This window comes from Pseudomonas sp. 382, assembly GCF_002759075.1.
Lineage (GTDB): Bacteria > Pseudomonadota > Gammaproteobacteria > Pseudomonadales > Pseudomonadaceae > Aquipseudomonas > Aquipseudomonas vlassakiae.
On sequence record NZ_PEMX01000009.1, the window covers coordinates 136,188 to 161,779 of the forward strand.

Here is a 25,592-nt window from a genome sequence, read left to right on the forward strand (position 1 = left end):
GTGGGCGTTGCCATCAGTTGGCGACGATGTTGACCAGTTTGCCCGGTACCACGATAACCTTGCGGATTGTCAGGCCATCGATGAAGCGCAGGACGTTTTCGTTGCTGCGGGCAGCGGCTTCGACTTCCTCGCGGCTGGCGGCGGCTGGCATTTCAACCTGGCCGCGCAGCTTGCCGTTGACCTGCACCACCAGGGTGATGCTGTCCTGCACCAGGGCGCTCTCGTCGACTGTCGGCCAGCCTGCGTCGATGACAGCCTGGTCGTGGCCCAGCTGCTTCCACAGTTCGTGGGAAATGTGCGGAGTGATCGGTGCCAGCAGCAGGGTCACGGCCTCCAGGCCTTCCTGCAGCAGGGCGCGGTCCTGTTCGGTGGCCTGCGGGGCCTTTTCCAGCACGTTCATCACGGTCATCACCTGGGCGATGGCGGTGTTGAACTTGTGGAACTGGCCGACATCGGTGCTGGCCTGTTTGATCGCGGCGTGGATGGCGCGGCGGATGACCTTCTGTGCATCGTCCAGTGCGGCGACGTCCAGCTTGCCCGGCAGGCCTTGTGCGACGTGAGCCTGGGCCAGGCGCCAGACGCGGCGCAGGAAGCGGCTTGCACCTTCGACGCCGGAGTCGGACCACTCCAGGCTCGCGTCAGGTGGCGAGGCGAACATCATGAACAGGCGGCAGGTGTCGGCGCCGTACTGGTCGATCATCGACTGCGGGTCGACGCCGTTGTTCTTCGACTTCGACATCTTTTCGGTGCCGCCGATTTCCACCGGCAGGCCATCGGTCTTCAGGCGGGCACCGATGATCTTGGCCTTGGCATCGCGTTCGATTTCGACGTCGGCCGGGTTGAACCAGTCCTTGCCGCCGTTGCTGGCTACGCGGTAGTAAGTCTCGGCGACCACCATGCCCTGGGTCAGCAGGTTCTTGAACGGCTCGTTGGAGGTCACCAGGCCCTCGTCGCGCATCAGCTTGTGGAAGAAGCGCGCGTACAGCAGGTGCAGGATCGCGTGCTCGATACCGCCGATGTACTGGTCGACCGGCAGCCAGTGGTTGGCTGCTTTCGGGTCGACCATGCCACCTTCGTAGTTCGGCGAAGCGTAGCGGGCGAAATACCAGGACGACTCGACGAAGGTGTCCATGGTGTCGGTTTCGCGCTTGGCCGCAGCACCGCATTTCGGGCAGCTGCACTCGTAGAACTCAGGCATGCGCGCCAGCGGCGAACCGGCACCGTCCGGCACCACGTTTTCCGGCAGGGTGACCGGCAGCTGGTCTTCCGGCACGGGTACGTCGCCGCACGATGGGCAGTGGATGATCGGGATCGGGCAGCCCCAGTAGCGCTGGCGGCTGATGCCCCAGTCGCGCAGGCGGAACTGGGTGCGAGATTTGCCCAGCTCCTTGCGGATCAGGGCGGCTTCGATGGCGTCGAAGGCGCCGGCGAAGTCCAGGCCGTCGAACTCGGCGGAGTTGATCAGCTGGCCATGCTCGCCATAGGCGGCCAGCCATTCGCTGCCGACGTCATCACCGGCGCTGGTGCGCACCACGGCCTTGACCGGCAGATTGTACTTGCGGGCGAACTCGAAGTCGCGCTCGTCGTGGGCAGGGACGGCCATCACGGCGCCATCGCCGTAGTGCATCAGCACGTAGTTGGCGACCCAGACCGGCAGCTTCTCGCCGGTCAGCGGGTGCTCGACGAACAAGGAAGTGGGCATGCCCTTCTTCTCCTGGGTGGCCATGTCGGCCTCGGCGACGCTGCCGCTCTTGCATTCGTCGATGAACGCCTGCAGGGCCGGGTTGCCCTGGGCGGCCTGGGTGGCCAGCGGGTGCTCGGCGGCAACGGCGACGTAAGTGGCGCCCATCAGGGTGTCGGGACGGGTGGTGAAGACCTTGAGGGTGCCTTCGTGGCCGATGCTGGCCTTGTCATACGGGAACTGCACTTCCATGCCACGCGACTTGCCGATCCAGTTGCGCTGCATGGTCTTGACCTGCTCTGGCCAGCCCGGCAGTTCGTCGAGGCTTTCCAGCAACTCGTCGGCGTAGTCGGTGATGCGGAAGTAGTACATCGGGATTTCGCGCTTCTCGATCAGCGCGCCGGAACGCCAGCCGCGGCCGTCGATGACCTGCTCGTTGGCCAGTACGGTCTGGTCGGCCGGGTCCCAGTTCACGGTCCCGTTCTTGCGGTAGATGATGCCTTTCTCGAACAGGCGGGTGAACAGCCACTGTTCCCAGCGGTAGTAATCCGGCTTGCAGGTGGTGACTTCACGCGCCCAATCGATGGCCAGGCCCAGGCTCTTGAGCTGGGTCTTCATGTAGTCGATGTTCTCGTAAGTCCACTTGGCCGGGGCGACGTTGTTCTTCATTGCCGCGTTTTCCGCGGGCATGCCGAAGGCGTCCCAGCCCATCGGCTGCAGGACGTTCTTGCCCAGCATGCGCTGGTAACGGGCGATCACGTCACCGATGGTGTAGTTGCGCACGTGGCCCATGTGTAGCTTGCCGCTCGGGTACGGGAACATCGACAGGCAGTAGTACGTGTCTTTGCCTGGCTGTTCGGTAACAGCGAACGATTGTTGCTCGTCCCAGAATTTCTGGGCGGCGGCTTCGATATCACGGGGCGTGTATTGTTCGTGCATGGCTACTTTTTGCTGAGAGAGAAGAGACCTTGTTCCAGGCAGCGGAACCTCGCTGCGTCCGGCACTCCGGTGTCGTTTTAGAGTGAACGCCGTAGCATACAGCAGCGCCGCGCATCGTGGGAAACCTTGATTGCGAATGCCCGCTGGTCGCGGCATCCGGCTGCTTTTTACAGCGACGCTAAGCTCAGGTGTGGGGGGAGATAATCTTTATCTTCAATGAGGTGAACGGATGGGAGAGACGCAGCTACCCGCAATCAAACCGGAGCTTTACGAACGCCTGATCGACCGTCTTGGCCTGGCACTGGAAGTCGCCAGGACCTCGGTAAGATTACGCGACGAGATGCCAGCCGAGCTGGAGTTGCGTGGCTTGAGCCATGCAGAGTTCGAAGTGATCAAGGCTTACCTGGAGTCCCTCCCGGAACGCCGTAATGCCTGTGCCGGTACATTCCCGCAAGCGGAACCGGCCACGGCCAAGATCATCTGGCTCAAGGACAAGAGACGCCCCGCCAACTCGGCGAGTTCCAGGAGGCTGCCGCATCGCTAGCCGTTCAGGACGCCAGGCGCAGGCAATCGCCCGCCGGTTCTACAACACACTTCCCATGATCGACGCCGGCCCGGGCTTGTTGACCGGCGTCGATCCTTTATAGGCTGCACGCCTTCCATGGAGGTGTGTCGATGCCGATCCGGTTTTTCTTCAAGCAATGGCTGATGCCGCCTGGCGTCCTGTTTCTGCTGCTGCTCGCGGCCTGGTGGTTGCGCAGAAGGCGGCCGCAGTTGGCGACGCTGTGTTTTGTCATGGGGCTGGGAGGCCTGTGGCTCATGAGTTTGCCGCTGGTGGTGCAAGAGTCTGCCCATCTCCTGGAAACCGAGCCGCCCCTGGCGACAGCGGATTGGACCGGCCTGGCGAGCAGGGCAGATGCCATCGTCGTGCTTGGCGCGGGGCGCGAACGCGGTGATCCGGCCTGGGGTGGTGGTGACCAGCCCACGGCGACGGCCCTTGAGCGCATGCGTTTTGCTGCTCGGCTGGCGAAAGCCTCGGGGTTGCCGGTGCTGACCAGCGGTGGCTTGCATTACGGTACGCCGCCTAGCGAAGCACAGCTGATGGCGGATCGCCTGCGCGAAGATTTCGCCGTCGAGGTGAAATGGAAGGAAGAAGCCAGTCGTACCACCTGGGAGAACGCCCAGCTGAGCGCCAAGGTGTTGCAGCCGCTGGGTATGCGCCGCGTGGTGGTGGTGACCCAGGCGTGGCACATGCAGCGCTCACGCTGGAGCTTCGAGCGGGCCGGGTTCGAGGTGGTGCCGGCACCGGTGGGGTTCCTGGGGCGCGATCATGCACGGCCGTTCGGAGGGTTGCTGCCCGAGAGCCGGGCCATGTGGCAAAGCGGGCAGTTGCTCAATGAAGCGGTGGGGTTGGTGGGGTATCGGTTGTTCTACTGAGCCTTGTGTCGCCAATGCCGGCCTCTTCGCGGGCACGCCCGCTTCCACATGGGAGCGCGGAACCCTGTGGGAGCGGGCGTGCCCGCGAACAGGCCGGTGCAGGCTGAATCAGACTGTCTTGGCGATACGGCTCGCCAGCAGGGCCCAGCCCAGCAACAGCACGCAAAGAATCGCCAGCGGCCAGGACCGCCACTGCAGATAAGGCGTCAGCTGCTGCATTGGCACCACTTCGCCATACAGCACCGCCCGCTGGAACTGCGGCACTTGGGCGGTGATCTTGCCAAACGGGTCGATCAGTGCGGTTACACCATTGTTGGTGGCGCGGATCATCCAGCGGCCGGCTTCCAGTGCACGCATCTGCGCCATCTGCAGGTGCTGCAGAGGGCCGATCGAGGTACCGAACCAGGTGTCGTTGCTGATGGTCAGCAGCAGGTCACTGCGTGCCGCCAGGCCAGCAGCGAACTCGGGATAGACCACTTCGTAGCAGATGAACGGGGCAACCTGGTAGCCCTTGGCTTGCAGCAGTGGCTGGTCCGCGGGGCCGCGGGCAAAGTCCGACATCGGCAGGTTGAAGAACTCGATCGCGCCGCGAAGCATGTCCTGCAACGGCACGTACTCGCCAAACGGCACCAGTTTCTGCTTGAGGTAAGTGCCGTCGCCTTCGCCGGTTGCGGTGACGCCGTTGTAATAACGGCGCTGGTGATGCACCACTTCACGGACGGGGACACCGGTGATCAGCGCCGAGTGCCGGTCGGCAGCAAAGCGGCCCATCACATCGATATAGCCTTGAGCCTGGTCCTTGAGCACTGGCACGGCGGTTTCCGGCCACACCAGCAGGTCAACCGGTCTGGAGCTGAAGCTCATGTCGCGGTACAGCGCCAGTTGCGCGTCGATGTGGGCCGGGTCCCACTTCAGGTCCTGCTCGACGTTGCCCTGCAGGGCCGCAACCTTGAGCGGGTCGCCCGCCGGCGTGGTCCAGGCGTGGCCCTTGAGGGCCATGCCGATCACCCATGGCGCCAGCAGCAGCACCGCGCCGATGGCAAGGAACGATGGGCGTTCGCGCAGGCGCTGCAGGTTGCACAGCAGCGCGGCGCTCAGCGCCAGGGCGAAGGAAATCAGCCACACGCCACCTAGCGGCGCAAGGCCCGACAGCGGGCCGTCGAGCTGGCTGTAACCGGCATACAGCCAAGGGAAGCCAGTCAGGAACCAGCCACGGAAGGCCTCTTGCAGCAGCCACAGGGCGGCGAAGCACAGGGCATCGGCCAGAGGCGCCTCGTTGCGCCTGAACCAGCGTGCCCACAGCCAGGTGGGCAGGGCGAAGAACCAGGCGAGGGCGGCGAAGAACGCCAGCAGCAAGGCGATCGCCAACAACGGCGAGGCGCCGCCGTAGGTATTCATGCTGACGTAGATCCACCACGTGCCTGCGCCATAGAGGCCAAAGCCGAACCACCAGCCACGCCACATGGCCTGGCGCGGGCTGAGCTCGCGCAGGCCAAGGTAGAGCAGGGCGATTGACAGCAGGGCCAGCGGCCAGATATCGAACGGCGCCAGGGCCAGGAGGGTCGATGCGCCGGCCGCCAGGGCCAGCAAATTACCGGGCCAGCCGGGGCGGGTGATCCAACGCATGTTTGTCCTTAGCGGGTGATCGGGGTAAGGCGCAGCAAGTGTATCCGCCGGCTGTCGGCATTGAGAATACGGAACTTGTAGGCGCCGATTTCGGTGGTCTCGTTGCGCTTGGGCAGGTGGCCGAAGGCGCTCATCACCAGGCCGCCGACGGTGTCGAACTCGTCATCCGAGAATTCGCTGTCGAAAAACTCGTTGAAGTTGTCGATCGGGGTCAGCGCTTTGACCAGGAAGTCACCGCTCGGTAGCGGCTTGATGTAGCTGTCTTCCTCGACGTCATGCTCGTCCTCGATGTCACCGACGATCTGCTCCAGCACGTCCTCGATGGTCACCAGGCCCGCCACGCCGCCGTATTCGTCGATAACGATGGCCATGTGGTTGTGGTTGGCGCGGAACTCGCGCAGCAGCACGTTCAGGCGCTTGGACTCCGGCACGAAGGTGGCCGGGCGCAGCAGGTCCTTGATGTTGAAGCTGTCGCCGTTCTCTTTGAGGATCAGCGGCAGCAGGTCCTTGGCCAGCAGGATCCCGAGCACATCGTCGTGGCTTTCACCGATCACCGGGTAGCGCGAGTGGGCAGCGTCGATGACGGCCGGGAGGAACTCGCGCGGCGATTGGGTCGCCTTGATGCTGATCATTTGCGAGCGCGGGACCATGATGTCGCGTACCTGCAGGTCGGCGACCTGGATGGCACCTTCGACGATGGTCAGCGCTTCGCTGTCGAGCAGCTTGTTCTGATGGGCTTCGCGCAGCAGCTCAAGGAGCTCCTGGCGGTTTTTCGGCTCATGGGCAAAAGCCTGGGTCAGTTTACCCAGCCAGGACTTCTGCCCGTTGCTCGATCGATCTTCGCTCATGGCGGTTCTCGTGATCCTTCGTGTATCAGTGTGTGAGAGGTTCGTTTTCATCGTCGGCGTACGGGTCAGGGTGACCCAGTTCCGCCAGCAATTCCCGTTCCAGCGCTTCCATTTCCTCGGCCTCGTCGTCTTCGATGTGGTCGTAGCCGAGCAAGTGAAGGCAGCCGTGGATGACCAGGTGCGCCCAGTGCGCTTCCAGCGATTTGCCCTGTTCGGCCGCCTCGCGCTCGACCACTGGCACGCAGATCACCAGGTCGCCCAACAGCGGGATATCGAGCAGGTCATCCGGCACGTCGGCCGGGAACGACAGCACATTGGTCGCGTAGTCCTTGTGCCGGTAGGTGTGGTTGAGTTCGCGGCCTTCGCCTTCGTCGACCAGACGAATGGTCATTTCCGAATCGGCCGTGCGCTGGCGCAAGGCCAGTTCGCACCAGCGGCGGAAGGCGGCGTCGTCCGGGGCGGCAGCATCCGTGGCCCGTTGCAGGTCAAGTTCAAGCATCTTTGCCGGGTGCCTCGGGCTTGGCCTGGCGGGCATCGAAGCGGTCATAAGCCTCGACGATACGCTGCACCAGTGGGTGACGAACCACATCTTTGGGTTGGAAGTGGGTGAAGCTGATCCCCGGTACGTCCCTGAGCACCTCGATCACATGGGCAAGGCCCGACTTGGTGCCACGGGGCAGGTCGACCTGGGTGATATCACCGGTGATCACCGCTGTCGAGCCGAAGCCGATACGGGTAAGGAACATCTTCATCTGTTCCAGCGTGGTGTTCTGGCTTTCGTCGAGGATGATGAAGCTATTGTTCAGGGTGCGGCCGCGCATGTAGGCCAGCGGGGCGATCTCGATCACCTGGCGCTCGATCAGCTTGGCCACATGTTCGAAGCCGAGCATCTCGTACAGCGCGTCGTACAGCGGGCGCAGGTACGGGTCGATCTTCTGGGCCAGGTCGCCAGGCAGGAAACCGAGCTTTTCGCCCGCCTCGACCGCCGGGCGTACCAGCAGGATGCGGCGCACTTGCTCACGCTCCAGGGCGTCGACGGCGCAGGCCACGGCAAGGTAAGTCTTGCCGGTACCGGCCGGGCCGATGCCGAAGTTGATGTCGTTGCCGAGGATTTCCTTGACGTAGCGCTGCTGGTTGACGCCGCGCGGGCGAATATTGCCCTTGCGCGTGCGCAGCGAGACGCTGACTTCATTGACCGCAGGATTGTCGATGTTCTCTACCGTCGACTCCTGCAGGTACAGGTGCACGGTTTCCGGCGACAGGTCCGTGGCCTTGGTCTCGCGGTAGAGGCGGCGCAGCAGTTGCTCGGCAGCGGAAGTGGTCTTGGGTTCGCCGATCAGCTCGAATTGGTTGCCGCGATTGCGGATTTCGATGGCCAGGCGTTGTTCGATCAGGCGCAGGTGCTCGTCGAACTGGCCGCACAAGTTGGCGAAACGGTGGGCCTCGAAGGGTTCGAGGATGAAACGATGAGGTTGTATGGGTGCGTTCAAGGTCGTTTTTAGCCGCTCGACGGCAATGAATGTGAACTCAAGAATAACCCTTGAAGGGCAGTGGCGAAAGCACTGAAACGATCAAGGGTTGGTTCAGGCTGTGTACCCGCCCGGGCCGGGGCCCGCTCTGCTATGATGCGCGCCTTTTCTTACGCATGTGTTATCCCGCCGAACATGAGCAAACGCGAACCCGCCATCTACAAAGTGATCTTCCTCAACCAGGGGCAGGTCTTCGAGATGTATGCCAAGCAGATCTACCAGAGCGACCTGTGGGGCTTTCTGGAAATCGAGGAGTTCGTTTTCGGCGAACGCACCCAGGTGGTGGTCGACCCAAGCGAAGAGAAGCTCAAGAATCAGTTCGAAGGGGTGATCCGCAGTTTCGTACCGATGCATTCGATCGTGCGGATCGATGAAGTGGAGCGCCTGGGCACGGCCAAGATCAGCGAGGCGAAGGTCAGCGGCAATGTGATGCCGTTCCCCATGCCGATGCCGGAGCGGTAAGCATCAGGGCAGCGGCGAGAACGGTGTGCGTCCTTCGGCGTTCTGCAGTTCCAGCAGGTACTTGCGGAAGATCTGGCCAAGCACCTGGGTGGCGTGCTCAAGCTCGTCGCGAGGCATCTGTTCGGTTACTTCGTCGGCCATGTCCAGCGCATCCTCGGCGCCGTTGACCGCGGCCATCTTCAGCAGGATATAGGCCTGCACATTGTTGGCTTTTACCCCTTCGCCATGGAAGAACATGGCGCCAAGGCGGTACTGGGCTTCGGCGTGGCCTTGCAGCGAGGCCTTCTGGAACCAGTCCAGCGCCAACTTCAGGTTTTTCGGCGTAAGCGTGTAGTAGTACTCGCCCAGCTCGAACTGTGCCTGGGCGTCCCCGGTCGCCGCTGTTTCTTCGCAGGCTTTCAGCGCGTTCTGCAGGTCTTCTGGCTGAACGTTGAGCGTGCAGCGCCCCGTTGCCGGAATCAGCAACGAGTTACCGCCCTCCGCCAGGGCCAGCAGGGGCTGAAGAAGCAACAGGCAGCCCAAGGTGAGGGCGCGGCCGGTGCGGTTCATGGGGATCGACTTACCTCTGCAAAGCTGCGGCCAATATCTCTGGTGGCACATTATGGGATAAGCAGCGCCAACCTTACAAAGTTTTACGCGAATTTCTGTCTTGCTGGTGGATTGGATGATTGTGTAGGAGCGGCCTTGTGTCGCGAAAGGGCCGCAAAGCGGCCCCGACATTGTCTGCGTCAACGCTAAAACTCTGGGGCTGCTCTGCAGCCCTTTCGCGACACAAGGCCGCTCCTACAGCGGCCGCGTGCTGGCTTATTTCAGCGCGGCAAAGGCTTTTTCGGCCGCATCCAGGGTGATCTGCAGTTCTTTTTCACCATGGGCGATCGACGTGAAGCCCGCCTCGAACGCACTTGGCGCCAGGTACACGCCACCGTCGAGCATCAGGTGGAAGAAGCGCTTGAAGCGTTCGGCATCGCTGGCCATCACGTCGTCGAAGGTGACAATGTCGTCGGCGCCGCTGAAGTACAGGCCGAACATGGCGCCGGCCTGGGTGGTGACGAACGGCACGCCCGCGGCATCGGCACGCTGCTGCAGGCCATCGAGCATACGGCTGGTGAAGGCGGTCAGCTCGTCATGGAAGCCAGCGCGGCTGATCAGCTTCAGGGTGGTAAGGCCAGCGGCCATGGCCAGCGGGTTGCCCGACAGGGTACCGGCCTGGTACACCGGGCCCAGCGGGGCGATGCAACCCATGATTTCGCGTTTGCCGCCGAAGCAGCCAACCGGCATGCCGCCGCCAACGATCTTGCCGAAGGTCGACAGGTCAGGCCTGATCCCGTAGTAACCCTGGGCGCCGCCGAGCGAGACGCGGAAACCGGTCATCACTTCGTCGAAAATCAACACCACACCGTGCTTGTCGCACAGCTCGCGCAGGCCTTCGAGGAAGCCGGGTGCCGGCGGTACGCAGTTCATGTTGCCGGCCACCGGTTCAACGATGATGCAGGCAACGGTCTGGCCGACTTCGGCGAGGGTCTTCTCGACTGCGGCGATGTCGTTGAACGGCAGGGTCAGGGTGTGCTTGGCGAAGTCTGCCGGTACGCCTGCCGAGCTTGGCACACCTTGGGTCAGCAGGCCGGAACCGGCCTTGACCAGCAGGCTGTCGGAGTGGCCGTGGTAGCAGCCTTCGAACTTGATGATGGCGTCGCGACCGGTGTAGCCACGGGCCAGACGAATGGCGCTCATCGTCGCCTCGGTACCGGAGCTGACCATGCGCACCATTTCCATCGACGGCACCAGCGAGCAGACCAGGTCGGCCATCTCGGTTTCCATCGCGGTCGGCGCGCCGTAAGACAGGCCGTGTTCCAGCTGGCGACGTACTGCATCGAGTACGTCCGGGTGGCCGTGGCCAAGGATCATCGGGCCCCACGAGCCGACGTAGTCGACGTAGCGCTTGTCATCTTCATCGACGACGTAGGCGCCTTCGGCATGCTTGAAGAACAGTGGGGTGCCGCCGACGCTTTTGAAAGCGCGGACCGGCGAATTGACGCCGCCAGGGATGTGCTTCTGGGCTTGGGCAAACAGGGCTTCGGAACGGGACATGGGTCTTCTCTCGAAATCAGGAAGCGAACAGGGCGTTGAAGGCGCGGGCGCGGCGGGTGACTTCCTGCGCGCTGTCGGCACCGAACAAGCCGTGGATGACCGCCAGCAGATCGGCACCGTGGGCGATCAGCGGGGCGGCGTTGTCGAGGGTGATGCCACCGATCACGGCGATCGGCAGTTTTACCTGGGCGCGGGCCTGCTCCAGCAGGTCGACGTTGGCAGCCGGCGCACCGGGCTTGGTGACAGAATTGAAAAAGCGGCCAAAGGCCACGTAGCTGGCACCTTCGTTGGCAGCCTGGGCGGCAAGTTCGACGCTGGCGTGGCAAGTGGAGCCGATGATCGCCTGGCGGCCGAGCAGGGCGCGAGCGGGTGTCAGCGGGCCGTCGGTCTGGCCCAGGTGTACGCCGACGCCCAGGCGTGCGGCCAGTTCGGCGTCGTCGTTGATGATCAGCTGAGTGCCGTAGCGTTCGCAAAGCTTCATCAGTGCTTCGGCCTCGCGCAGGCGGCGGGCGGCGTCATCGCCCTTGTCGCGGTACTGCAGCAGGCACACACCGCCTTCCAGCGCTGCTTCGACGTGGGACAGGAAACGGCCGGCGAGCAGCTGGCTGTCGGTGATTGCATACAGACCGCGTAGCTTCATTGAACGCCTCGTCTCAGGAGCAGAAATCCAGGGGCAGGCGACGCGGAACGTACTGGCCTTTGCCCAGCTGTTCGGCGTCGCGCAGGGTACGCCAGGTATAGTCCAGGGCGCTTTTCACCGCGCTTTGCAATTGCTCGCCGAGGGCCAGGCGACCGGCCAGGGCGCTGGCCAGGGTGCAGCCCGAGCCGTGGTAGCTGCCCGGCAGGCGCTGGCAGGTCCAGGTATGGCTCTGGCCGTCGCGGCTGTACAGGCGATTGTGGATTTCTTCCTCGTCACCGTGCCCACCAGTAATCAGCAGGTTTTTGCAAAACGGCAACAGTTTCTCGGCACACTCGTCGGCGGTGCCTTCAGGGAGTTCGGCCAGGATGCGCGCTTCTGGCAAGTTCGGCGTGGCAATGGTCGCCAGCGGCAGCAGGCGTTCGCGCAGGGCATAGCCAACTTCGTCCTTGCCCAGGCGGCCACCGCCACCGGCTCGCAGCACCGGGTCGCAGACCAGCGGCAGGTGTGGGTGGGCACTGAGCAGTTCGGCGACGGTGTCGACCATGTCGATCGAGCCGAGCATGCCCAGCTTCACGGCGGCGACGGTGGAGTCGGCCAGCACGGCATTGGCCTGGGCCAGGACCCACTCGCGGTCGAGCACACGGAAGTCGGAAACGTTGACGGTATCCTGCACCGTCAGGGCAGTCACGGTAGGTGCGGCGTGACAGCCTTGGGCGAGCAGGGCTTCTATATCTGCCTGCAAGCCGGCGCCGCCACTTGGGTCGTGGCCGGAGAGACAGAGGACAACGGGGCGGGAGCTGTAGGTATTCATGGGCGGCGAGCTTACCACCAAACCCCTTTGTGCGGATCGTCCTACAAGCGAGTTTTGTTGATCGATTGGTCAGATTTTCTCGCGTGTTTGCGCTGAAAGTATTGTCCTAGAGCCATTTGTTAGAAAATTGGAGTGGCCCGTGGCCAGCCTTGAAAGCTATGCTAGAGTGCTCGGATAACTCGACAAACGGGCTCTGCCGGATTTCGTCGTCTCAAAGGGATTGGGGGCCATCGCGACGCGACCGGACAGGCCATGCTGGGGCTGTATGCGCTATTTGCTGATTATGCTTCTGGGCTTGTTGCCCGTGCTGGCCGGAGCCGTCGAAATCGACGAGGCGACTCGGCATCTTCCCTTGGGCAAGATCATGCAGGTCTACGAAGACCGCGATGGCAGCGCGAGCATCGCCCAGGTCAGCGCGCCGATCTTTGCCAGCCGTTTCCGCACACATCACCAGGAGGTGCTGAACGCCGGTTACTCGACTTCGGTGTTCTGGCTCAAGGTCGAGCTGCATTATGTGGCTTCTGCCAATGCGCAACCGCGCCAGTGGCTGCTCGAGCTGGCATACCCCCCCATGGACCATATCGAGCTGTACCTGCCGGGCAGCGATGGCGAGTTCGTCCTGGCCCGGCGCACCGGCGACGCATTGCCCTACGCCAGCCGCCAGATCCGCCAGAACAATTACCTGTTCGAACTGCCACTGCAGCCCGGGCAGTCGACCACCGCCTACCTGCGCTTGCACAGCCAGGGTTCGGTACAGGCACCGCTGTCGTTGTGGTCTGCCGAAGCGTACCTGGAAGACCAGCCGACCCGCCTCTATGTGCTGGGCATGATCTACGGCGTACTGCTGGTAATGGCGGTGTACAACCTGTTCATCTACCTCAGTGTGCGAGACGTCAGTTACCTCTACTACATCCTCTACATTGCCTCGTTCGGCTTGTATCAGGTGTCGGTGAACGGGGCAGGGGTTGCCTACTTCTGGCCGGACAGCCCGTGGTGGGCCAACGCCGCTACACCGCTGTTCATCGGCGCTGCGGGCTTGTTCGGGTGCCAGTTCGCCCGCCACTTCCTGCAGTTGGGCAAGATCAGCCGCGGCTTTGACCGCTTGCTGCAGCTGCTGATGCTGGGTGGCGTACTGGTGATGGTGCTGTCGGTGAGCATGCGCTACGGCATCGCCTTGCGCATGGCCACGGTGCTGGCCTTGCTGTTCACCGTCAGCATCTTTGCTGCCGGCTTGTATGCCTGGGTGCGGGGCCTGCGTGTGGCGCGCTGGTTCATCATCGCCTGGACGGCGTTCCTGCTCGGTGGGCTGGTCAATACCCTGATGGTGCTGGGTTACCTGCCTAACCAGTTCATCACCATGTATTCCAGCCAGCTGGGGTCGGCGCTGGAAGTGGCGTTGCTGTCGCTGGCCCTGGCCGACCGCATCAACAGCATGCGCGAACAGCAGGCACAGACCTTGCGTGATACCGGTGAGGCGTTGGAGCAGATGAACCAGCAGCTGGCCAGGAGCAATCACCTGAAGGATGAATTCCTCGCCACCGTTACCCACGAACTGCGGACACCGATGAATGGTGTGATCGGCTCGCTGGAACTGATGCACACACTGCCCATGACTGCCGAGATGGCCCAGTACCACCGCACGGCGGTCGGCTCGGCCCAGGACATGATGGACATGGTTGACGACATCCTCACGTTGACCGAACTGCAGGCCGGCCGTATGCGTCTGCAGGCGCTGCCGTTCAGCTTGCGGCGCACGCTGCAGGACCTGCGTGCCGGTTATGCCGGAACGGCCTTGGGCAAGGGTCTGTACCTGAGCCTGGACATCCCCGCCGAGCTGCCGGACGAGTTGCTGGGCGATGCGCAGAAAGTGGCCCGCTGCCTGGGCTGCCTGGTGGACAACGGCCTGAAGTTCACCCATCACGGTGGGGTGATGATGCAAGTTCGCGGGCGCCGCCTTGGCCCCGACAGCCTGGCGTTGACCTTTACCATCAGCGACAGCGGCATCGGCTTCGATGATCTGGACCAGGCTATTCTCTATCAGCGCTTCTTCCAGGTCGATGGCTCGATGACTCGCCGCTATGGCGGGCTCGGGATAGGATTGTCGATCTGCCGGCAACTGGCCGAACTGCTTGATGCCAAGCTGTCCCATGAGTCGACGCGGGGACTTGGGAGCCGGTTCGAGCTGGCCTTGAACGTCGCCATTGCCCAGGTGCAGATGCCGCCGGGACGGGCCGTGTCGGGGGCTACGCGGTTCTAGGGCCTGCCTTGCAGGCGCTGAAATTGTTGTGGCGAACCCTTGGCAGTCCTGAGCCACACGTTTAGTCATTATTGTCACTATTACTCACCGGCAGGGAGTGCTTCACTGGGCTTTCACGCATGCCCGGATCCAGGAGCTCCCGATGAACCTGCACCAGTACGCTGAAACCCACGAAGTCACCAACCAGCCACCGTCGCTCGACGGTGCCAACCTGTACCGCCTCGACCTGCCGCTGCAGGAATGGTCGCGGCGTTTCGGGGCTGGTTGGGCCGAAGCGCGGATCGACGCCTATGGTGCCTTGGCCGGCGGTCCGCTGATGGCAGCAGGCTTTCTGGCCAATGCGCACAAGCCGGAATTCAGCAGCCATGACCGCTTTGGCCACCGCATCGACCTGGTCGAGTTCCACCCCGCCTACCACGAGTTGATGCGCACCGCCGTCGAACACGGCCTGCCATCATTGCCCTGGGCCGAACCTCGGCCCGGTGCCCACGTGGCGCGGGCGTCGATGACCTACCTGCACAGCCAGGCCGAAGCCGGTACCGGCTGCCCGCTGACCATGACCTTTGCGGCCGTGCCTGCGCTGCGGTTGCAGCCAGAGCTGGCCGAATACTGGCTACCGAAGATCCTCGCCCGCGAATACGACCCGCGCAACGTCGGTGACCGTCACAAGGCCGGCGTGACCCTTGGCATGGCCATGACCGAGAAGCAGGGCGGTACCGACGTGCGCGCCAATACCACCCGTGCTTACCCGGTCGGCAGCCCCGGCCCCGGGCAGCCCTACGAACTGGTCGGGCACAAGTGGTTCTGCTCGGCACCGATGTGCGATGCCTTCCTGACCCTGGCGCAGACCGACAAGGGCCTGAGCTGCTTCCTGCTGCCGCGCCATCGGCCCGACGACAGCCGCAACCAGTTCTACATCCAGCGCCTGAAGAACAAGCTGGGCAACAGCTCCAACGCTTCCAGCGAAGTCGAGTTCCGTGGCGCGCTGGCGTGGATGGTGGGCGAGGAGGGGCGCGGCGTGCCAACCATCATCGAGATGGTGGCCATGACCCGTTTCGATTGCATGGTCGGCTCCAGCGCGTTGATGCGCCAGGCGCTGACCCAGGCGGCGCACCACTGCGCCCATCGCAAGGTCGGCGGCCGGGTGCTGAACGAACAACCCTTGATGCAGAACGTGCTGGCTGATCTGGCGCTGGAAAGCGAGGCCGCGCTGGCCCTGAGCCTGCGCATGGGGCAGGCCCTGGAACAGCTCGACGACCCGCAGCAGGCGCACTTCGCACGGCTGGTCACGGCGGTGGGCAAGTACTGGATCTGCAAGCGGGCGCCGGCCATGATCAACGAGGCTGCCGAGTGCCTGGGCGGTGCCGGTTATGTCGAAGACAGCATCCTGCCGCGGTTGTATCGCGAAGCGCCGGTCAACTCGACCTGGGAGGGTTCCGGCAATGTGCAATGCCTGGACGTGCTGCGGGCGTTGTCCAAGGAGCCGGGGGTGCTCGATGCGCTGTTCGCCGAACTGGGCGACGGGCATGGCGACCCGCGCCTGGCCGCGCATATTGGCAACCTCAAGGGGGCGTTCGCCGATACCAGCGATATCCAGTACCGGGCACGGCAGCTGACCGAAGACATTGCCTTGGCGTTGCAGGCCAAGCTGCTGCTGGAGGCGGGCAATGCCGTGGTCAGCGATGCGTTCATTGGCAGCCGGCTGAACGGTGGCGGGCGGGTGTATGGCGCATTGCCGCGAGGCATCGATGTCGAGGCACTGGTGGCGCGGGCGACCCCCGCCTGGCCCAGCTGAACACGGCGGCTGACCATCGGGGATGTATTTAGTAACAAAGGCAGGCAAGATGGCTGACATGCATGTCCAGACAGGAAGCCCAGTGTGAGCCAAGCTTTTGTAGTCGTTGATACCCCCGAACAGGCCGTCGACCGTCTGGCGGCCCTGCATGAACAGGCCACCGGGGCTCTGAGCCAGGCCCTCAAGCGATACCTGAAGGACCGTACCGAACCGAGTGCCGACGAGCGCGCCCTGTATCGCTACCCGGCACTGCGCCTGACTTATTACAGCCACGGTGAAGTGGCTGCCACCACGCGCGCCTACGCCAAGGTCCAGGTGGCGGGCACCTACAGCGTCACCGTCACCCAGCCGGCGGCATTCCGCGGTTACCTGCTGGAGCAGCTGCGACCGCTGATGCATGACTACACAGTGACTGTGGAAGTCGGCGTCAGCGAGCAGAACATTCCCTACCCCTACGTGGTTGACCAGGGCGATGAGCTGGCTGGCAGCGGCATTACCGCCGCCGAGCTGGCGCGAGTATTCCCCAGCACCGACCTGTCGGCAGCCACCGACAACATCGCCGATGGCCTGTACGACTGGGGCAATGCCGCAACCCTGCCATTGGCGCTGTTCGATGCCGCCCGCGTGGACTTCTCGCTGCGTCGCCTGGTGCATTACACCGGCAGTGACTGGCGCCATGTGCAGCCCTGGATCCTGCTGACCAACTATCACCGCTATGTCGACCAGTTCATCAGCCACGGCCTCGAGCAGCTGCGTGAAGACCCGCGCTTCGTGCGCATGGTGCTGCCAGGCAACGTGGTGATCGAAAAGGGCATGGACCACGGCGAAGCACAGGCATTGGTCGCCAGCGTGGTTTGGCACCGCTACCAGATGCCGGCCTATCACCTGATCGCCGGTGACGGTGATGGCGTGACCCTGGTCAACATCGGCGTCGGCCCGTCCAACGCCAAGAACATCACCGACCACCTGGCGGTGCTGCGCCCGCACTGCTGGCTGATGATCGGCCACTGCGGCGGCCTGCGTCAGTCGCAGACCATCGGCGACTACGTGCTGGCCCACGCCTACATGCGCCGCGATGGGATCCTCGACCGCGTGGTGCCGCCGAACATTCCGATTCCGGCCTTGGCCGAAGTGCAGTTGGCACTTCAGGAAGCCGCGGCACAGGTGACCGGCGAGCGTGGCGAAGAGCTGAAGAAGCGCCTGCGCACCGGCACCGTGCTGACCTACGACGATCGCAACTGGGAGCTGCGCTGGGCCCAGGAGCGGCCGTTGATCAACCTGTCGCGTGCCGTGGCGGTGGACATGGAAAGCGGCACTATCGCCGCCCAGGGCTATCGCTTGCGGGTACCGTATGGCACCTTGCTGTGCGTGTCCGACAAACCCCTGCACAGTGAGATCAAGTTGCCCGGCTCGGCCAATGCCTTCTACAACCGTGCGGTCAGCCAGCACCTGAAGATCGGCATCGCCGCCCTCGACCTGCTGCGCACCGAGCTCAATTCGTTGCACTCGCGTAAACTGCGCAGCTTCGATGAGCCGCCGTTCCGCTGAGGATCCATGCCACTGCCACCCCGTTCCAAGCCGCGCCGCCCCCAGGCGCGGCCTGCCGGCCCCCGTCGCCAGGCCAAGGCGCCACCGGCCGAGCCACGCCTGATCCTGTTCAACAAGCCATTCGACGTGCTGACCCAGTTCAGTGACGGAGAAGGGCGCGCGACGCTCAAGGATTTCATCGATATCCCTGGCATCTACCCGGCCGGTCGGCTCGACCGTGACAGTGAAGGCCTGCTGCTGCTGACCAACGATGGCGGCTTGCAGGCGCGCATTGCCGACCCCAGGCACAAGTTGCCCAAGACCTATTGGGTGCAGGTGGAAGGCGAACCTAGCGACGAGCAGATCCAGCGTTTGCGCGATGGCGTGGAGCTCAATGATGGCCCAACCCTGCCAGCCGAAGCGCGGCGCCTCGACGAGCCCGAGCTATGGCCGCGCAATCCGCCGGTACGGTTTCGCAAGAGCGTACCGACCAGCTGGCTGGAGCTGGTGATTCGCGAAGGGCGTAATCGCCAGGTGCGGCGGATGACTGCCGCGGTCGGCTTGCCGACCTTGCGCCTGGTGCGAGTGCGGATCGGCGACTGGGCGCTGGATGGGCTGGAGCAGGGCTGCTGGCGCGAGGTTGCCCCGAAGCTCGCGCGTTGATGGCCTAGACCCCTTCGAGAAACGCCACCACCACGCTCTTGATGATGAAGGCCAGCACTCCCAGCCCGAGCACGAAGAACAGGATCATCGTGCCAAAGCGCCCGGCCTTGGACTTTTTCGCCAGGTCCCAGACGATGAAGCCCATGAAGCCGATCAGTACAGTGACCAGCACGATCATCATCCACTCTTCGAATACGGCGGGATCCATCTGTGTTCTCCAGGCAGGCTGAGCTTGCGATTATACGCGGGCGGGTGGGCGTCTAACGCAGGTGCGTCAGTGGCAGCTCGGTGCTTGCCAGAACCTGGTTGAGCACGAAGCTCGAACGCACGCTGGTCACCCCTTCGATGCGGGTCAGGCTGCCCAGCAGCAGTTTCTGGTAGTGGTCCATGTCTGGCACCACCACCTTCAGCTGGTAGTCGGCATCCATGCCGGTGACCAGGCTGCACTCGAGCACCTGCGGCAGGTTGCGGATGGCGGCTTCGAATGTCTCGAAGCGCTCCGGGGTGTGCCGGTCCATGCCGATCAGCACGTAGGCGGTGAGGCTCAGGCCGAGTTTCTTGCGATCGAGCAGGGCGACCTGGCGCGAGATATAGCCGTCGTCTTCCAGTTGCTTGACCCGACGCGAGCATGGCGATGGCGACAGGCCGATGCGTTCGGCCAGCTCCTGGTTGGAGATGCGCGCGTCGCGCTGCAATTCGGCGAGGATGCTCAGGTCGTAGCGGTCAAGTTTGCTCATGGAAAAGGCCTTTTCTGTTCGGATTGCGGTGAATTATCGATCCAGGGTTAAAAATTGCGCAAGCGCTATTTATCTGAGCAATCTTCGCAATCCTGTGCCGCTACCGCTCCCGTATCGTTAACCCCAGAATCACTGCCCGGACATCAGTCCACGGCGACGCGCCCTAGGCGGGCGGTCGCGGCCAGCCATCCAACAGGATCTGCAGGCCCCCGGGCTACACAGCTTCCAGAAGACGCTGTGAGGTGAGCCGGCGCCACAAGTGCCGAGCACGGACGACAATTCTCAAAGGGAGGCCAATGGCCTCCCTTTTTTCATGGCCGCAATTTCATCTGCCCTTAGTGCCAGCGCGGTAGACTGGCAGCATGCCGTTTTCTTTACCGTGAGGAACAACATGAAGTCGCGCATCTGGCAGTTGGCAGGTGTTGGTTTGCTGGGCTTGAGTATCAGCCTCGGGGCTATGGCCGAAGGCCCGGGCGAGGGGCACGGCAACGAGGGAGCCCCTGGCCGCGCTCTCAACTCGCGTGACGAAGTGCAGCAGACGCAGCCCGCGCGGCAGGGCTATTACCAGGATATACCCCGGCACAACGGCGACTACCGCCACTGGCAAGCCGGCGGCCCAGGGCAACGGCCCGGTGGCGACTGGCAGGGGCGCCCGGATGGCCACGGTAATGGCTGGGGCCCCGGGCCGCAGTATCGCCCGGGGCATACCATCGACCACTTCCGGGACCGCTACTGGAAGGTGCCCTACCGCGGCGATGATTACTTCTACTCCGGCGGTTACTGGTATCGCCCGCATGGGGGCAGCTACGTGGTGGTAACCCCGCCCTACGGCGTGCGGGTCAACTACCTGCCTTCCTATGCGCGGGAAGTCTGGCTGGGCGGTGCATTGTTCTTCCTTGTGGCCGACACCTACTACCAGTACCTGGCCGACAGCCAGGAGTACGTCGTGGTCAACCCGCCCGCCATGGCCCCGGCACCGTTGTCGGCGGCAGCGCCGGCCGGCAACAGCTACGACGTGATCGCCTACCCGATGTATGGCCAGGGGCAGGAGCAGCAGGACCAGGACCGCTACCAGTGCCACCGCTGGGCGGTAAGCCAGTCAGGCTTCGACCCGGCAACGGCGCCTTATGCGCCTCCCGGCGAAGTGGCGAGCAACTACCGACGGGCGCTGAGCGCCTGTTTCAGCGGCCGCGGCTACAGCGTCAACTGACGCCTGAGAGGAACTGCTCGCTCCCACAGGGATCGAGCCGACCTTTAAAAAATGAGCAAGACAGTGCCTGCCAATGATCACACCGGGTCGGCATGCACCATCACATCCGCCTGTGGATAACGCTGGCGGATGACGTCCGATGCCTGCACGCACAAGTCGTGCGCCGCATTCAGCGGCAGCTGCCCGGGTAGCTCCAGGTGCAATTGCACGAACCACTGGTTACCTGACACCCGGGTGCGCAGGTCATGCACGCCTTCGACACCCGGAATGCCCAGCACCAGTTCGACCATCCCTTCGCCGATGTCGCTCGGCAGTTCCTTGTCCATGAGAATCGCCGTGCTCTCGCGGGCGATCTGCAGTGCACTCCAAAGGATGTACAGCGCGATGCCCAAGCCGAACAGCGCATCCATCTGCGCCCAGCCCAGGCGTGCCAGCAGCAGGGCCAGCAGGATGCTGCCGTTGAGCAGCAGATCGGACCGGTAGTGCAGCGAGTCGGCGCGCACCGCGGTCGAGCCGGTCAGGCGAATCACCATGCGCTGCAAGGCCAGCAAAGCGACGGTCAGCGCCAGCGACAACAGCATCACGCCGATGCCGATGGCTGTGTCACCCAGCGGTTGCGGGGCTTGCAGGCGCTCATAGGCCTGTATCCCGATCAGTACCGCACTGACCCCGATGAACAGCGCCTGGGCCATGCCCGCCAGCGCCTCTGCCTTACCGTGGCCAAAGCGATGGTCGTCATCGGCAGGGCGCAGGGCGTAGTGCACGGCAAGCAGGTTGAGGAACGAGGCGACGGCATCCAGCGCCGAGTCGGTCAGCCCGGCCAGCAGGCTGACCGAGCCGCTCAGCCACCAGGCCACAGCCTTGCTTACCACCAGTATGCTGGCCACCGCCAGTGATGCGCGGGTGGCCAGGCGCAGCAAACGCTGATGCTCGGCTGGGGTGATCATGCTCAGGGCTTTGTCCTTGTCAGTGTCAGGCTGCGGGTACCAGCCCCAGGGCCGCCAGTTGCTCCACGCTGCCGCGGTGCTGGATCAGCCGCGGGTCATCCAGCGGCAGGCGCTGGCCCAGTTCGCTTTCCAGAATGGCCTGCAGCTTGAGGTTGTCGACCTTGCCATCCGGGCTGACGGCGTCACGCAGTTTTACCGGGTCGACCTGGGCGGTGTGCCCACCTTTGTAGTAGATGGCGCCCGTGGCGAAGTCGATGCCAAAGGCGATCAGGCCTGGGATGACATAGAACAGGATGCCGATGGCGTCCATTGCCGCCACGACGGGGTCGATCTTGCCGCCGATCTGGCCACGGCGCTCTGGGTAGAAGATGGTGCCGCAGGCCGTCAGTTGGGTCAGCAGCGTGACGATCAGGGCGCCACCGATGACACGGGATGGGATGCGCATGTAAATCTCCGAAAAGTATTCAGCAGGGCAAGCGAAGCGCCAGCACCTGAAGCTAAGACCATGATAGAGCAGGCTGGGTTCGCCGTTATACTCGCCAGACTGTTCGAGGACCACCATGATTTCTTTACCGATCGATGCTGTCTTGCCCGCCTTGCGCGAAGCCCTGCATAACCGCGATGAAGCCGTGCTCGAAGCGCCGCCTGGAGCGGGCAAGACCACCCGCGTACCGCTGGCGCTGCTCAACGAGCCGTGGCTGGCCGGGCAGACCATCCTGATGCTCGAGCCGCGCCGCCTGGCGGCGCGGGCGGCGGCCGAGCGCCTGGCCAGCGAACTGGGTGAAAAGGTCGGTGAAACCGTGGGCTACCGCATCCGCCTGGACAGCAAGGTCGGGCCGACCACGCGCATCGAGGTGGTCACCGAAGGCATCCTGACCCGCCGGCTACAGTCCGATCCGGCGCTGGACGGCGTGGGCCTGCTGATCTTCGACGAATTTCATGAGCGCAGCCTGGATGCTGACCTGGCCCTGGCGTTGAGCCTCAATGGCCGCGAACTACTGCGTGACGAGCCTGCGCTGAAAATCCTGCTGATGTCGGCGACCCTTGAAGGCGAGCGCCTCTCGCGGCTGCTGGGCGACGCGCCGGTGGTGCGCAGCGAAGGCCGCATGCATCCGGTGGATATCCGCTGGGGCCGGCCATTCCAGCCGGGCGAGTTCATCGAGCCGCGGGTGGTGGACAACGTATTGCTGGCGTTGGCCGAACAGCCTGGCAGCGTGCTGGTGTTCCTGCCTGGCCAGGCCGAGATCCGCCGTGTGCATCAAAGCCTGCAGGACGCCCTGGGTGAGCGGCCAGATGTGCTGCTGTGCCCGCTGCATGGTGAGCTTGACCTCAGTGCCCAGCGCGCCGCCATCGACCCGCCGGCCCAGGGCCTGCGCAAGGTGGTGCTGGCCACCAACATCGCCGAAACCAGCCTGACCATCGACGGCGTGCGCGTGGTCATCGATGCCGGCCTGGCGCGGGTGCCGCGCTTCGATCCGGGGAGCGGCATGACCCGCCTGGACACCCAGCGCATTTCCCGCGCCAGCGCCACCCAGCGCGCCGGCCGGGCAGGGCGCCTGGAACCAGGGGTCTGCTACCGCCTGTGGTCCGAGGCCCAGCATGACCAACTGGCTGCCCACGGCAGCGCCGAGATCCTCCAGGCCGACCTTGCCGGCCTGGCCTTGCAGCTTGCGCGTTGGGGCGTCACTCCCGACCAGTTGCGCTGGCTCGACCAGCCGCCGGCAGCGGCCTTTGCCCAGGCCCAGGACCTGCTTGCGCGGCTGGGCGCGTTCAAGCCGGGCAGCCGCGACAACCTCAGCGACCACGGCCAGGCCATGGCCGAACTGCCGGCTCATCCGCGCATCGCCCACCTGCTGTTGCGCGGCCAGGACCTTGGCCTGGCAACGATGGCCTGCGATGTCGCGGGCTTGCTTGGCGAGCGAGATATCCAGCGCGGTGGTGGTGCCGACCTGCACAGCCGCCTGGCGCTGGTCAGCGGTGAAAGCAAGGCCAGCCGGGGTGGCCAGGGCGGCGTGCAGCGTGCGCGGCAACTCGCTCGGCAGTACCGTGGCCTGTTGCGCGGCAAGGCCACGGCGGCGGTTGCCGCCCCCGACCATCCCCGCTGGCTAGGCGCCTTGCTGGCGCTGGCCTATCCCGACCGGGTCGCCCAACAGCGTCGCGAAGGTGGCGCCGAGTATCGTCTGGCCAATGGCCGGGCCGCCTTGTTCGCCGAGGTTGACGCATTGATGAAATGCCCTTGGCTGGTAATCGCCGACCTCGGTAGCCGCCAGGGCCAGCGCGAAGAACGCATCTATCTGGCGGCCGAGTTCGACCCCGCGCTGCTCGAAGATGTGTTGGCTGAGCAGGTCGAGCGCGTCGATGTCCTTGATTGGGACGAGCGCGAGCAAGTGCTGCGCGCCGAGCGCCAGACCAAGGTCGGCGAGCTGATAGTGGGCCGCGAACCGTTGCCCGGCCTGGATGACCAGGCCCGCGCCAGGGCGCTGCTTGGCCTGGTGCGGCGCAAGGGCCTGAACCTGCTCACCTGGACCCCGGAGCTGCGCCAGTGGCAAGCACGGGTGGCGCTGCTGCGTCAGTTGGATCTGGACAAGGACGGGCAAAGCGAATGGCCCGATCTGGGGGACGAGGCGCTGTTGGCGACGCTGGAAGACTGGCTGCTGCCCTACCTGGGCAAGGTCTCGCGCCTGAGCCACTTCGCCGCGCTGGACCTTCCGTCGATCCTGCGTAACCTGCTGCCCTGGCCATTGCCGCAGCGCCTGGACGAATGGGCGCCGGCGCATCTGGCGGTGCCGTCCGGCTCGAACATCCGCCTGGACTACAGCGAACACCCGCCGATCCTTGCCGTGCGCCTGCAGGAACTGTTCGGCCTGGCCGATACGCCGCGCATTGCCCAGGGCCGCCAGCAGGTAAAACTGCATCTGTTGTCGCCAGCGCGGCGGCCGGTGCAGGTGACCCAGGACCTGGCCAACTTCTGGCGTACCACCTACGCCGAGGTGAAGAAGGACCTGAAGGGGCGTTACCCGAAGCATTACTGGCCTGATGATCCGCTGGTGGCCGAAGCTACCGCACGGGCCAAGCCGCGCGGTACCTGAAACGCGTCTGGAGAAGGGGATTGCGGGCCAGTGGCAACATCGGTGGTGCGCTTGCCGGAGCCTCGCCCCCGTAATTGGCCGGTGTTATCAAGAAAGTAGCGGGTGATAACGAAAACGTCCGGGTCATGGCCCATGCCGTATTGGGTGCCGTGGTGGCTCAGGCCCAGGGCAACTCGGCGGTTGCGGGTGCGGCCGGCGCAGCGACTGGTGAGTTGATAGCTGCTCGGATCTACCCTGACAAGCCTCGGGATCAACTGAGTGAGGAAGAGAAACAGACCATTTCTGCGTTGGCGACGCTTGCTTCAGCGCTGGGAGGCGCTGCAACGGGCGGCGGCTTGGGAGATGCCGTTGCAGCGGGCCAGGCGGGGAGGAACTCTGCGGAAAACAATGCGCTGAGTGATGTTGCCGAGGCCTTGGCGGCAGGCAAGACGCCAGAGGTCGTCGCCGAGGAACGGGTCAAGGCAGAAAACGAACGCTACAAACAGCAGAATTGCGCAGGGCTAAGCTCAGAAGCCTGCTCGGTGAAGATGTACGATGAGCGCCGTAAAAACCTGCAAGAGATCGTGGCGACGGGTGCTGATTATGTCCCGGTGACCAGTGATATAAAGAGCTTTGCGGAGGCCGAAAGCGCTCTGGATTATCTCGCCGCAGCAATCGGAGTGGCGGAACTCGCACAGGGCCGTTGAGTGCAAGAGACTTGCAAGCCCTTGGTTTGAAGGATTTGTCGAGTAAGATGAGCGCCCAAGCAGGACGCGAAGTTTATGATCTATGACTCTGCGGCAACAGCCGTAAGTCGTGCTCCGAGTGCGGTGTTACCGAAATGACTACTGTGTATGATCTCTATGGTGCGGAAAAATCATGTCTTTTGTCGGCGAGAAGTGATGTGGAAAAGGCGCTGGGAGAGACTTTTGAGGAAAGAGATAGCTCTTATCAAGGTGGTGTTTATTATATGTGGGGCAAGAGTGATTCAGAGAATTTTGTTTTAAAATTGAATACTGATCCTTTTGACGGCGATCCAGTGGAGCAGAACTACGCGAGCTATAAAATCTTGCTTTATGTAAATGCTACAAATCGTTCGACTGAGATAGAAAAATTGATTAGCCAAGGTGGTGGGTTTAAATTGCTAAGGCATGAAATTTTTTAAAGAGCACCAAGGTAGTCGGTGCAAAAGCTAGCGTGGATACGCCCAGCTACAGGCGACATGTTGTCTCCTGCTGAGCATGGGAAAAAGTCATCAAGGTCAGTAATAGACAAAGAGATCTAGTTCTAATTCTGAGAATCAACCACCCGGCAAATACCCTTACGG

General features: G+C 63.6%; 24 protein-coding genes. 11 read left to right on the forward strand and 13 right to left on the reverse strand.

The window, feature by feature from the left end; all coding sequences use genetic code 11:
* Window positions 1–13: 13 nt before the first annotated feature.
* Entirely contained in the window at window positions 14–2,620 is a 2,607-nt protein-coding gene (gene leuS / locus CQW31_RS13160; protein WP_054886152.1) for a leucine--tRNA ligase, read from the reverse strand.
* Window positions 2,621–2,849: 229 nt separating this feature from the next.
* Here leuS and CQW31_RS13165 point away from each other — a divergent pair, with 229 nt between their 5' ends.
* Complete coding sequence (locus CQW31_RS13165; RefSeq protein ID WP_054886151.1) at window positions 2,850–3,164, forward strand: hypothetical protein; 315 nt, start codon at window positions 2,850–2,852, stop codon at window positions 3,162–3,164.
* Between the two features lie 131 nt (window positions 3,165–3,295).
* On the forward strand, window positions 3,296–4,057 hold the full coding sequence (locus CQW31_RS13170) for a YdcF family protein (protein ID WP_099814654.1): 762 nt from the start codon (window positions 3,296–3,298) through the stop codon (window positions 4,055–4,057).
* Between the two features lie 108 nt (window positions 4,058–4,165).
* Here the strand turns inward: CQW31_RS13170 and lnt are convergent, their stop codons facing one another.
* The 4 genes from lnt to CQW31_RS13190 are packed head-to-tail and all read right to left on the reverse strand — an operon-like array spanning window position 4,166 to window position 8,021.
* Window positions 4,166–5,683 (reverse strand): apolipoprotein N-acyltransferase, encoded by a 1,518-nt coding sequence (gene lnt, locus CQW31_RS13175; RefSeq protein WP_099814655.1) that lies wholly within the window; start codon window positions 5,681–5,683, stop codon window positions 4,166–4,168.
* Between the two features lie 8 nt (window positions 5,684–5,691).
* Window positions 5,692–6,531: an HlyC/CorC family transporter gene (locus CQW31_RS13180; RefSeq protein WP_027917759.1), complete on the reverse strand. Its 840-nt coding sequence runs from the start codon at window positions 6,529–6,531 to the stop codon at window positions 5,692–5,694.
* A 25-nt stretch (window positions 6,532–6,556) separates the two neighbouring features.
* Window positions 6,557–7,030, reverse strand: a complete 474-nt coding sequence (gene ybeY / locus CQW31_RS13185; RefSeq protein ID WP_099814656.1) for an rRNA maturation RNase YbeY — start codon at window positions 7,028–7,030, stop codon at window positions 6,557–6,559.
* Window positions 7,023–8,021, reverse strand: a complete 999-nt coding sequence (locus CQW31_RS13190; protein ID WP_054886147.1) for a PhoH family protein — start codon at window positions 8,019–8,021, stop codon at window positions 7,023–7,025. Before CQW31_RS13190 ends, ybeY begins: the two co-directional genes overlap by 8 nt.
* A gap of 174 nt (window positions 8,022–8,195) precedes the next feature.
* On the opposite strand from CQW31_RS13190, the gene CQW31_RS13195 reads away from it, so the two are divergent.
* Window positions 8,196–8,522, forward strand: coding sequence for a DUF1820 family protein (locus CQW31_RS13195; RefSeq protein WP_054886146.1), 327 nt, complete (start codon window positions 8,196–8,198; stop codon window positions 8,520–8,522).
* 3 nt (window positions 8,523–8,525) lie between these two features.
* On the opposite strand, the gene CQW31_RS13200 is transcribed toward CQW31_RS13195, so the two are convergent.
* The 4 genes from CQW31_RS13200 to CQW31_RS13215 form a co-directional block, all read right to left on the reverse strand.
* On the reverse strand, window positions 8,526–9,071 hold the full coding sequence (locus CQW31_RS13200) for a tetratricopeptide repeat protein (RefSeq protein ID WP_054886145.1): 546 nt from the start codon (window positions 9,069–9,071) through the stop codon (window positions 8,526–8,528).
* A 255-nt stretch (window positions 9,072–9,326) separates the two neighbouring features.
* Window positions 9,327–10,610: a glutamate-1-semialdehyde 2,1-aminomutase gene (gene hemL, locus CQW31_RS13205; RefSeq protein ID WP_099814657.1), complete on the reverse strand. Its 1,284-nt coding sequence runs from the start codon at window positions 10,608–10,610 to the stop codon at window positions 9,327–9,329.
* A 16-nt stretch (window positions 10,611–10,626) separates the two neighbouring features.
* Window positions 10,627–11,250, reverse strand: a complete 624-nt coding sequence (gene thiE, locus CQW31_RS13210) for a thiamine phosphate synthase (protein ID WP_054886726.1) — start codon at window positions 11,248–11,250, stop codon at window positions 10,627–10,629.
* A 13-nt stretch (window positions 11,251–11,263) separates the two neighbouring features.
* Window positions 11,264–12,061: a hydroxymethylpyrimidine/phosphomethylpyrimidine kinase gene (locus tag CQW31_RS13215; RefSeq protein ID WP_054886727.1), complete on the reverse strand. Its 798-nt coding sequence runs from the start codon at window positions 12,059–12,061 to the stop codon at window positions 11,264–11,266.
* Window positions 12,062–12,326: 265 nt separating this feature from the next.
* Here CQW31_RS13215 and CQW31_RS13220 point away from each other — a divergent pair, with 265 nt between their 5' ends.
* The 4 genes from CQW31_RS13220 to CQW31_RS13235 all read left to right on the forward strand — a co-directional run bounded on the left by CQW31_RS13220 (window position 12,327) and on the right by CQW31_RS13235 (window position 18,303).
* Window positions 12,327–14,318, forward strand: a complete 1,992-nt coding sequence (locus tag CQW31_RS13220) for a hybrid sensor histidine kinase/response regulator (RefSeq protein ID WP_099814658.1) — start codon at window positions 12,327–12,329, stop codon at window positions 14,316–14,318.
* Between the two features lie 142 nt (window positions 14,319–14,460).
* Window positions 14,461–16,113, forward strand: coding sequence for an acyl-CoA dehydrogenase family protein (locus tag CQW31_RS13225; RefSeq protein WP_099814659.1), 1,653 nt, complete (start codon window positions 14,461–14,463; stop codon window positions 16,111–16,113).
* A gap of 84 nt (window positions 16,114–16,197) precedes the next feature.
* Window positions 16,198–17,661, forward strand: a complete 1,464-nt coding sequence (gene amn / locus CQW31_RS13230) for an AMP nucleosidase (protein ID WP_054886730.1) — start codon at window positions 16,198–16,200, stop codon at window positions 17,659–17,661.
* Between the two features lie 6 nt (window positions 17,662–17,667).
* A complete protein-coding gene (locus CQW31_RS13235) occupies window positions 17,668–18,303 on the forward strand; it encodes a pseudouridine synthase (RefSeq protein WP_054886731.1) in 636 nt (211 codons plus the stop codon).
* Between the two features lie 4 nt (window positions 18,304–18,307).
* Here the strand turns inward: CQW31_RS13235 and CQW31_RS13240 are convergent, their stop codons facing one another.
* Window positions 18,308–18,511, reverse strand: coding sequence for a DUF2788 domain-containing protein (locus CQW31_RS13240; RefSeq protein WP_027917747.1), 204 nt, complete (start codon window positions 18,509–18,511; stop codon window positions 18,308–18,310).
* 52 nt (window positions 18,512–18,563) lie between these two features.
* Complete coding sequence (locus CQW31_RS13245) at window positions 18,564–19,040, reverse strand: Lrp/AsnC family transcriptional regulator (RefSeq protein WP_003249795.1); 477 nt, start codon at window positions 19,038–19,040, stop codon at window positions 18,564–18,566.
* Window positions 19,041–19,431: 391 nt separating this feature from the next.
* Between CQW31_RS13245 and CQW31_RS13250 the strand changes: the two genes are divergently transcribed.
* Window positions 19,432–20,250 (forward strand): DUF6515 family protein, encoded by an 819-nt coding sequence (locus CQW31_RS13250; protein ID WP_099814660.1) that lies wholly within the window; start codon window positions 19,432–19,434, stop codon window positions 20,248–20,250.
* Window positions 20,251–20,327: 77 nt separating this feature from the next.
* Here CQW31_RS13250 and CQW31_RS13255 read toward each other — a convergent pair whose 3' ends face one another.
* Window positions 20,328–21,197, reverse strand: coding sequence for a cation diffusion facilitator family transporter (locus CQW31_RS13255; RefSeq protein WP_099814661.1), 870 nt, complete (start codon window positions 21,195–21,197; stop codon window positions 20,328–20,330).
* Window positions 21,198–21,222: 25 nt separating this feature from the next.
* On the reverse strand, window positions 21,223–21,642 hold the full coding sequence (locus tag CQW31_RS13260; RefSeq protein WP_054886744.1) for a hypothetical protein: 420 nt from the start codon (window positions 21,640–21,642) through the stop codon (window positions 21,223–21,225).
* A gap of 115 nt (window positions 21,643–21,757) precedes the next feature.
* Here CQW31_RS13260 and hrpB point away from each other — a divergent pair, with 115 nt between their 5' ends.
* The 3 genes from hrpB (at window position 21,758) to CQW31_RS13275 (ending at window position 25,430) form a co-directional block, all read left to right on the forward strand.
* Window positions 21,758–24,286, forward strand: a complete 2,529-nt coding sequence (gene hrpB, locus CQW31_RS13265; protein WP_099814662.1) for an ATP-dependent helicase HrpB — start codon at window positions 21,758–21,760, stop codon at window positions 24,284–24,286.
* A gap of 74 nt (window positions 24,287–24,360) precedes the next feature.
* Window positions 24,361–24,972, forward strand: a complete 612-nt coding sequence (locus CQW31_RS13270) for a VENN motif pre-toxin domain-containing protein (protein ID WP_212632740.1) — start codon at window positions 24,361–24,363, stop codon at window positions 24,970–24,972.
* Between the two features lie 134 nt (window positions 24,973–25,106).
* Window positions 25,107–25,430, forward strand: a complete 324-nt coding sequence (locus CQW31_RS13275) for a hypothetical protein (RefSeq protein ID WP_099814663.1) — start codon at window positions 25,107–25,109, stop codon at window positions 25,428–25,430.
* Window positions 25,431–25,592: the final 162 nt, after the last annotated feature.

Excerpts from the sequence above, each read along its gene's own strand:
- lnt (WP_099814655.1), bottom strand. The coding sequence starts at position 5,683 with ATGCGTTGGATCACCCGCCCCGGCTGGCCCGGTAATTTGCTGGCCCTG.
- CQW31_RS13215 (WP_054886727.1), bottom strand. The coding sequence starts at position 12,061 with ATGAATACCTACAGCTCCCGCCCCGTTGTCCTCTGTCTCTCCGGCCAC.
- CQW31_RS13170 (WP_099814654.1), top strand. The coding sequence starts at position 3,296 with ATGCCGATCCGGTTTTTCTTCAAGCAATGGCTGATGCCGCCTGGCGTC.
- CQW31_RS13260 (WP_054886744.1), bottom strand. The coding sequence starts at position 21,642 with ATGCGCATCCCATCCCGTGTCATCGGTGGCGCCCTGATCGTCACGCTG.
- CQW31_RS13275 (WP_099814663.1), top strand. The coding sequence starts at position 25,107 with ATGACTACTGTGTATGATCTCTATGGTGCGGAAAAATCATGTCTTTTG.
- hemL (WP_099814657.1), bottom strand. The coding sequence starts at position 10,610 with ATGTCCCGTTCCGAAGCCCTGTTTGCCCAAGCCCAGAAGCACATCCCT.
- thiE (WP_054886726.1), bottom strand. The coding sequence starts at position 11,250 with ATGAAGCTACGCGGTCTGTATGCAATCACCGACAGCCAGCTGCTCGCC.
- CQW31_RS13195 (WP_054886146.1), top strand. The coding sequence starts at position 8,196 with ATGAGCAAACGCGAACCCGCCATCTACAAAGTGATCTTCCTCAACCAG.
- CQW31_RS13180 (WP_027917759.1), bottom strand. The coding sequence starts at position 6,531 with ATGAGCGAAGATCGATCGAGCAACGGGCAGAAGTCCTGGCTGGGTAAA.
- CQW31_RS13235 (WP_054886731.1), top strand. The coding sequence starts at position 17,668 with ATGCCACTGCCACCCCGTTCCAAGCCGCGCCGCCCCCAGGCGCGGCCT.
- CQW31_RS13240 (WP_027917747.1), bottom strand. The coding sequence starts at position 18,511 with ATGGATCCCGCCGTATTCGAAGAGTGGATGATGATCGTGCTGGTCACT.
- CQW31_RS13255 (WP_099814661.1), bottom strand. The coding sequence starts at position 21,197 with ATGATCACCCCAGCCGAGCATCAGCGTTTGCTGCGCCTGGCCACCCGC.
- hrpB (WP_099814662.1), top strand. The coding sequence starts at position 21,758 with ATGATTTCTTTACCGATCGATGCTGTCTTGCCCGCCTTGCGCGAAGCC.
- CQW31_RS13245 (WP_003249795.1), bottom strand. The coding sequence starts at position 19,040 with ATGAGCAAACTTGACCGCTACGACCTGAGCATCCTCGCCGAATTGCAG.
- CQW31_RS13220 (WP_099814658.1), top strand. The coding sequence starts at position 12,327 with ATGCGCTATTTGCTGATTATGCTTCTGGGCTTGTTGCCCGTGCTGGCC.
- CQW31_RS13250 (WP_099814660.1), top strand. The coding sequence starts at position 19,432 with ATGAAGTCGCGCATCTGGCAGTTGGCAGGTGTTGGTTTGCTGGGCTTG.
- CQW31_RS13200 (WP_054886145.1), bottom strand. The coding sequence starts at position 9,071 with ATGAACCGCACCGGCCGCGCCCTCACCTTGGGCTGCCTGTTGCTTCTT.
- CQW31_RS13225 (WP_099814659.1), top strand. The coding sequence starts at position 14,461 with ATGAACCTGCACCAGTACGCTGAAACCCACGAAGTCACCAACCAGCCA.
- CQW31_RS13165 (WP_054886151.1), top strand. The coding sequence starts at position 2,850 with ATGGGAGAGACGCAGCTACCCGCAATCAAACCGGAGCTTTACGAACGC.
- ybeY (WP_099814656.1), bottom strand. The coding sequence starts at position 7,030 with ATGCTTGAACTTGACCTGCAACGGGCCACGGATGCTGCCGCCCCGGAC.
- leuS (WP_054886152.1), bottom strand. The coding sequence starts at position 2,620 with ATGCACGAACAATACACGCCCCGTGATATCGAAGCCGCCGCCCAGAAA.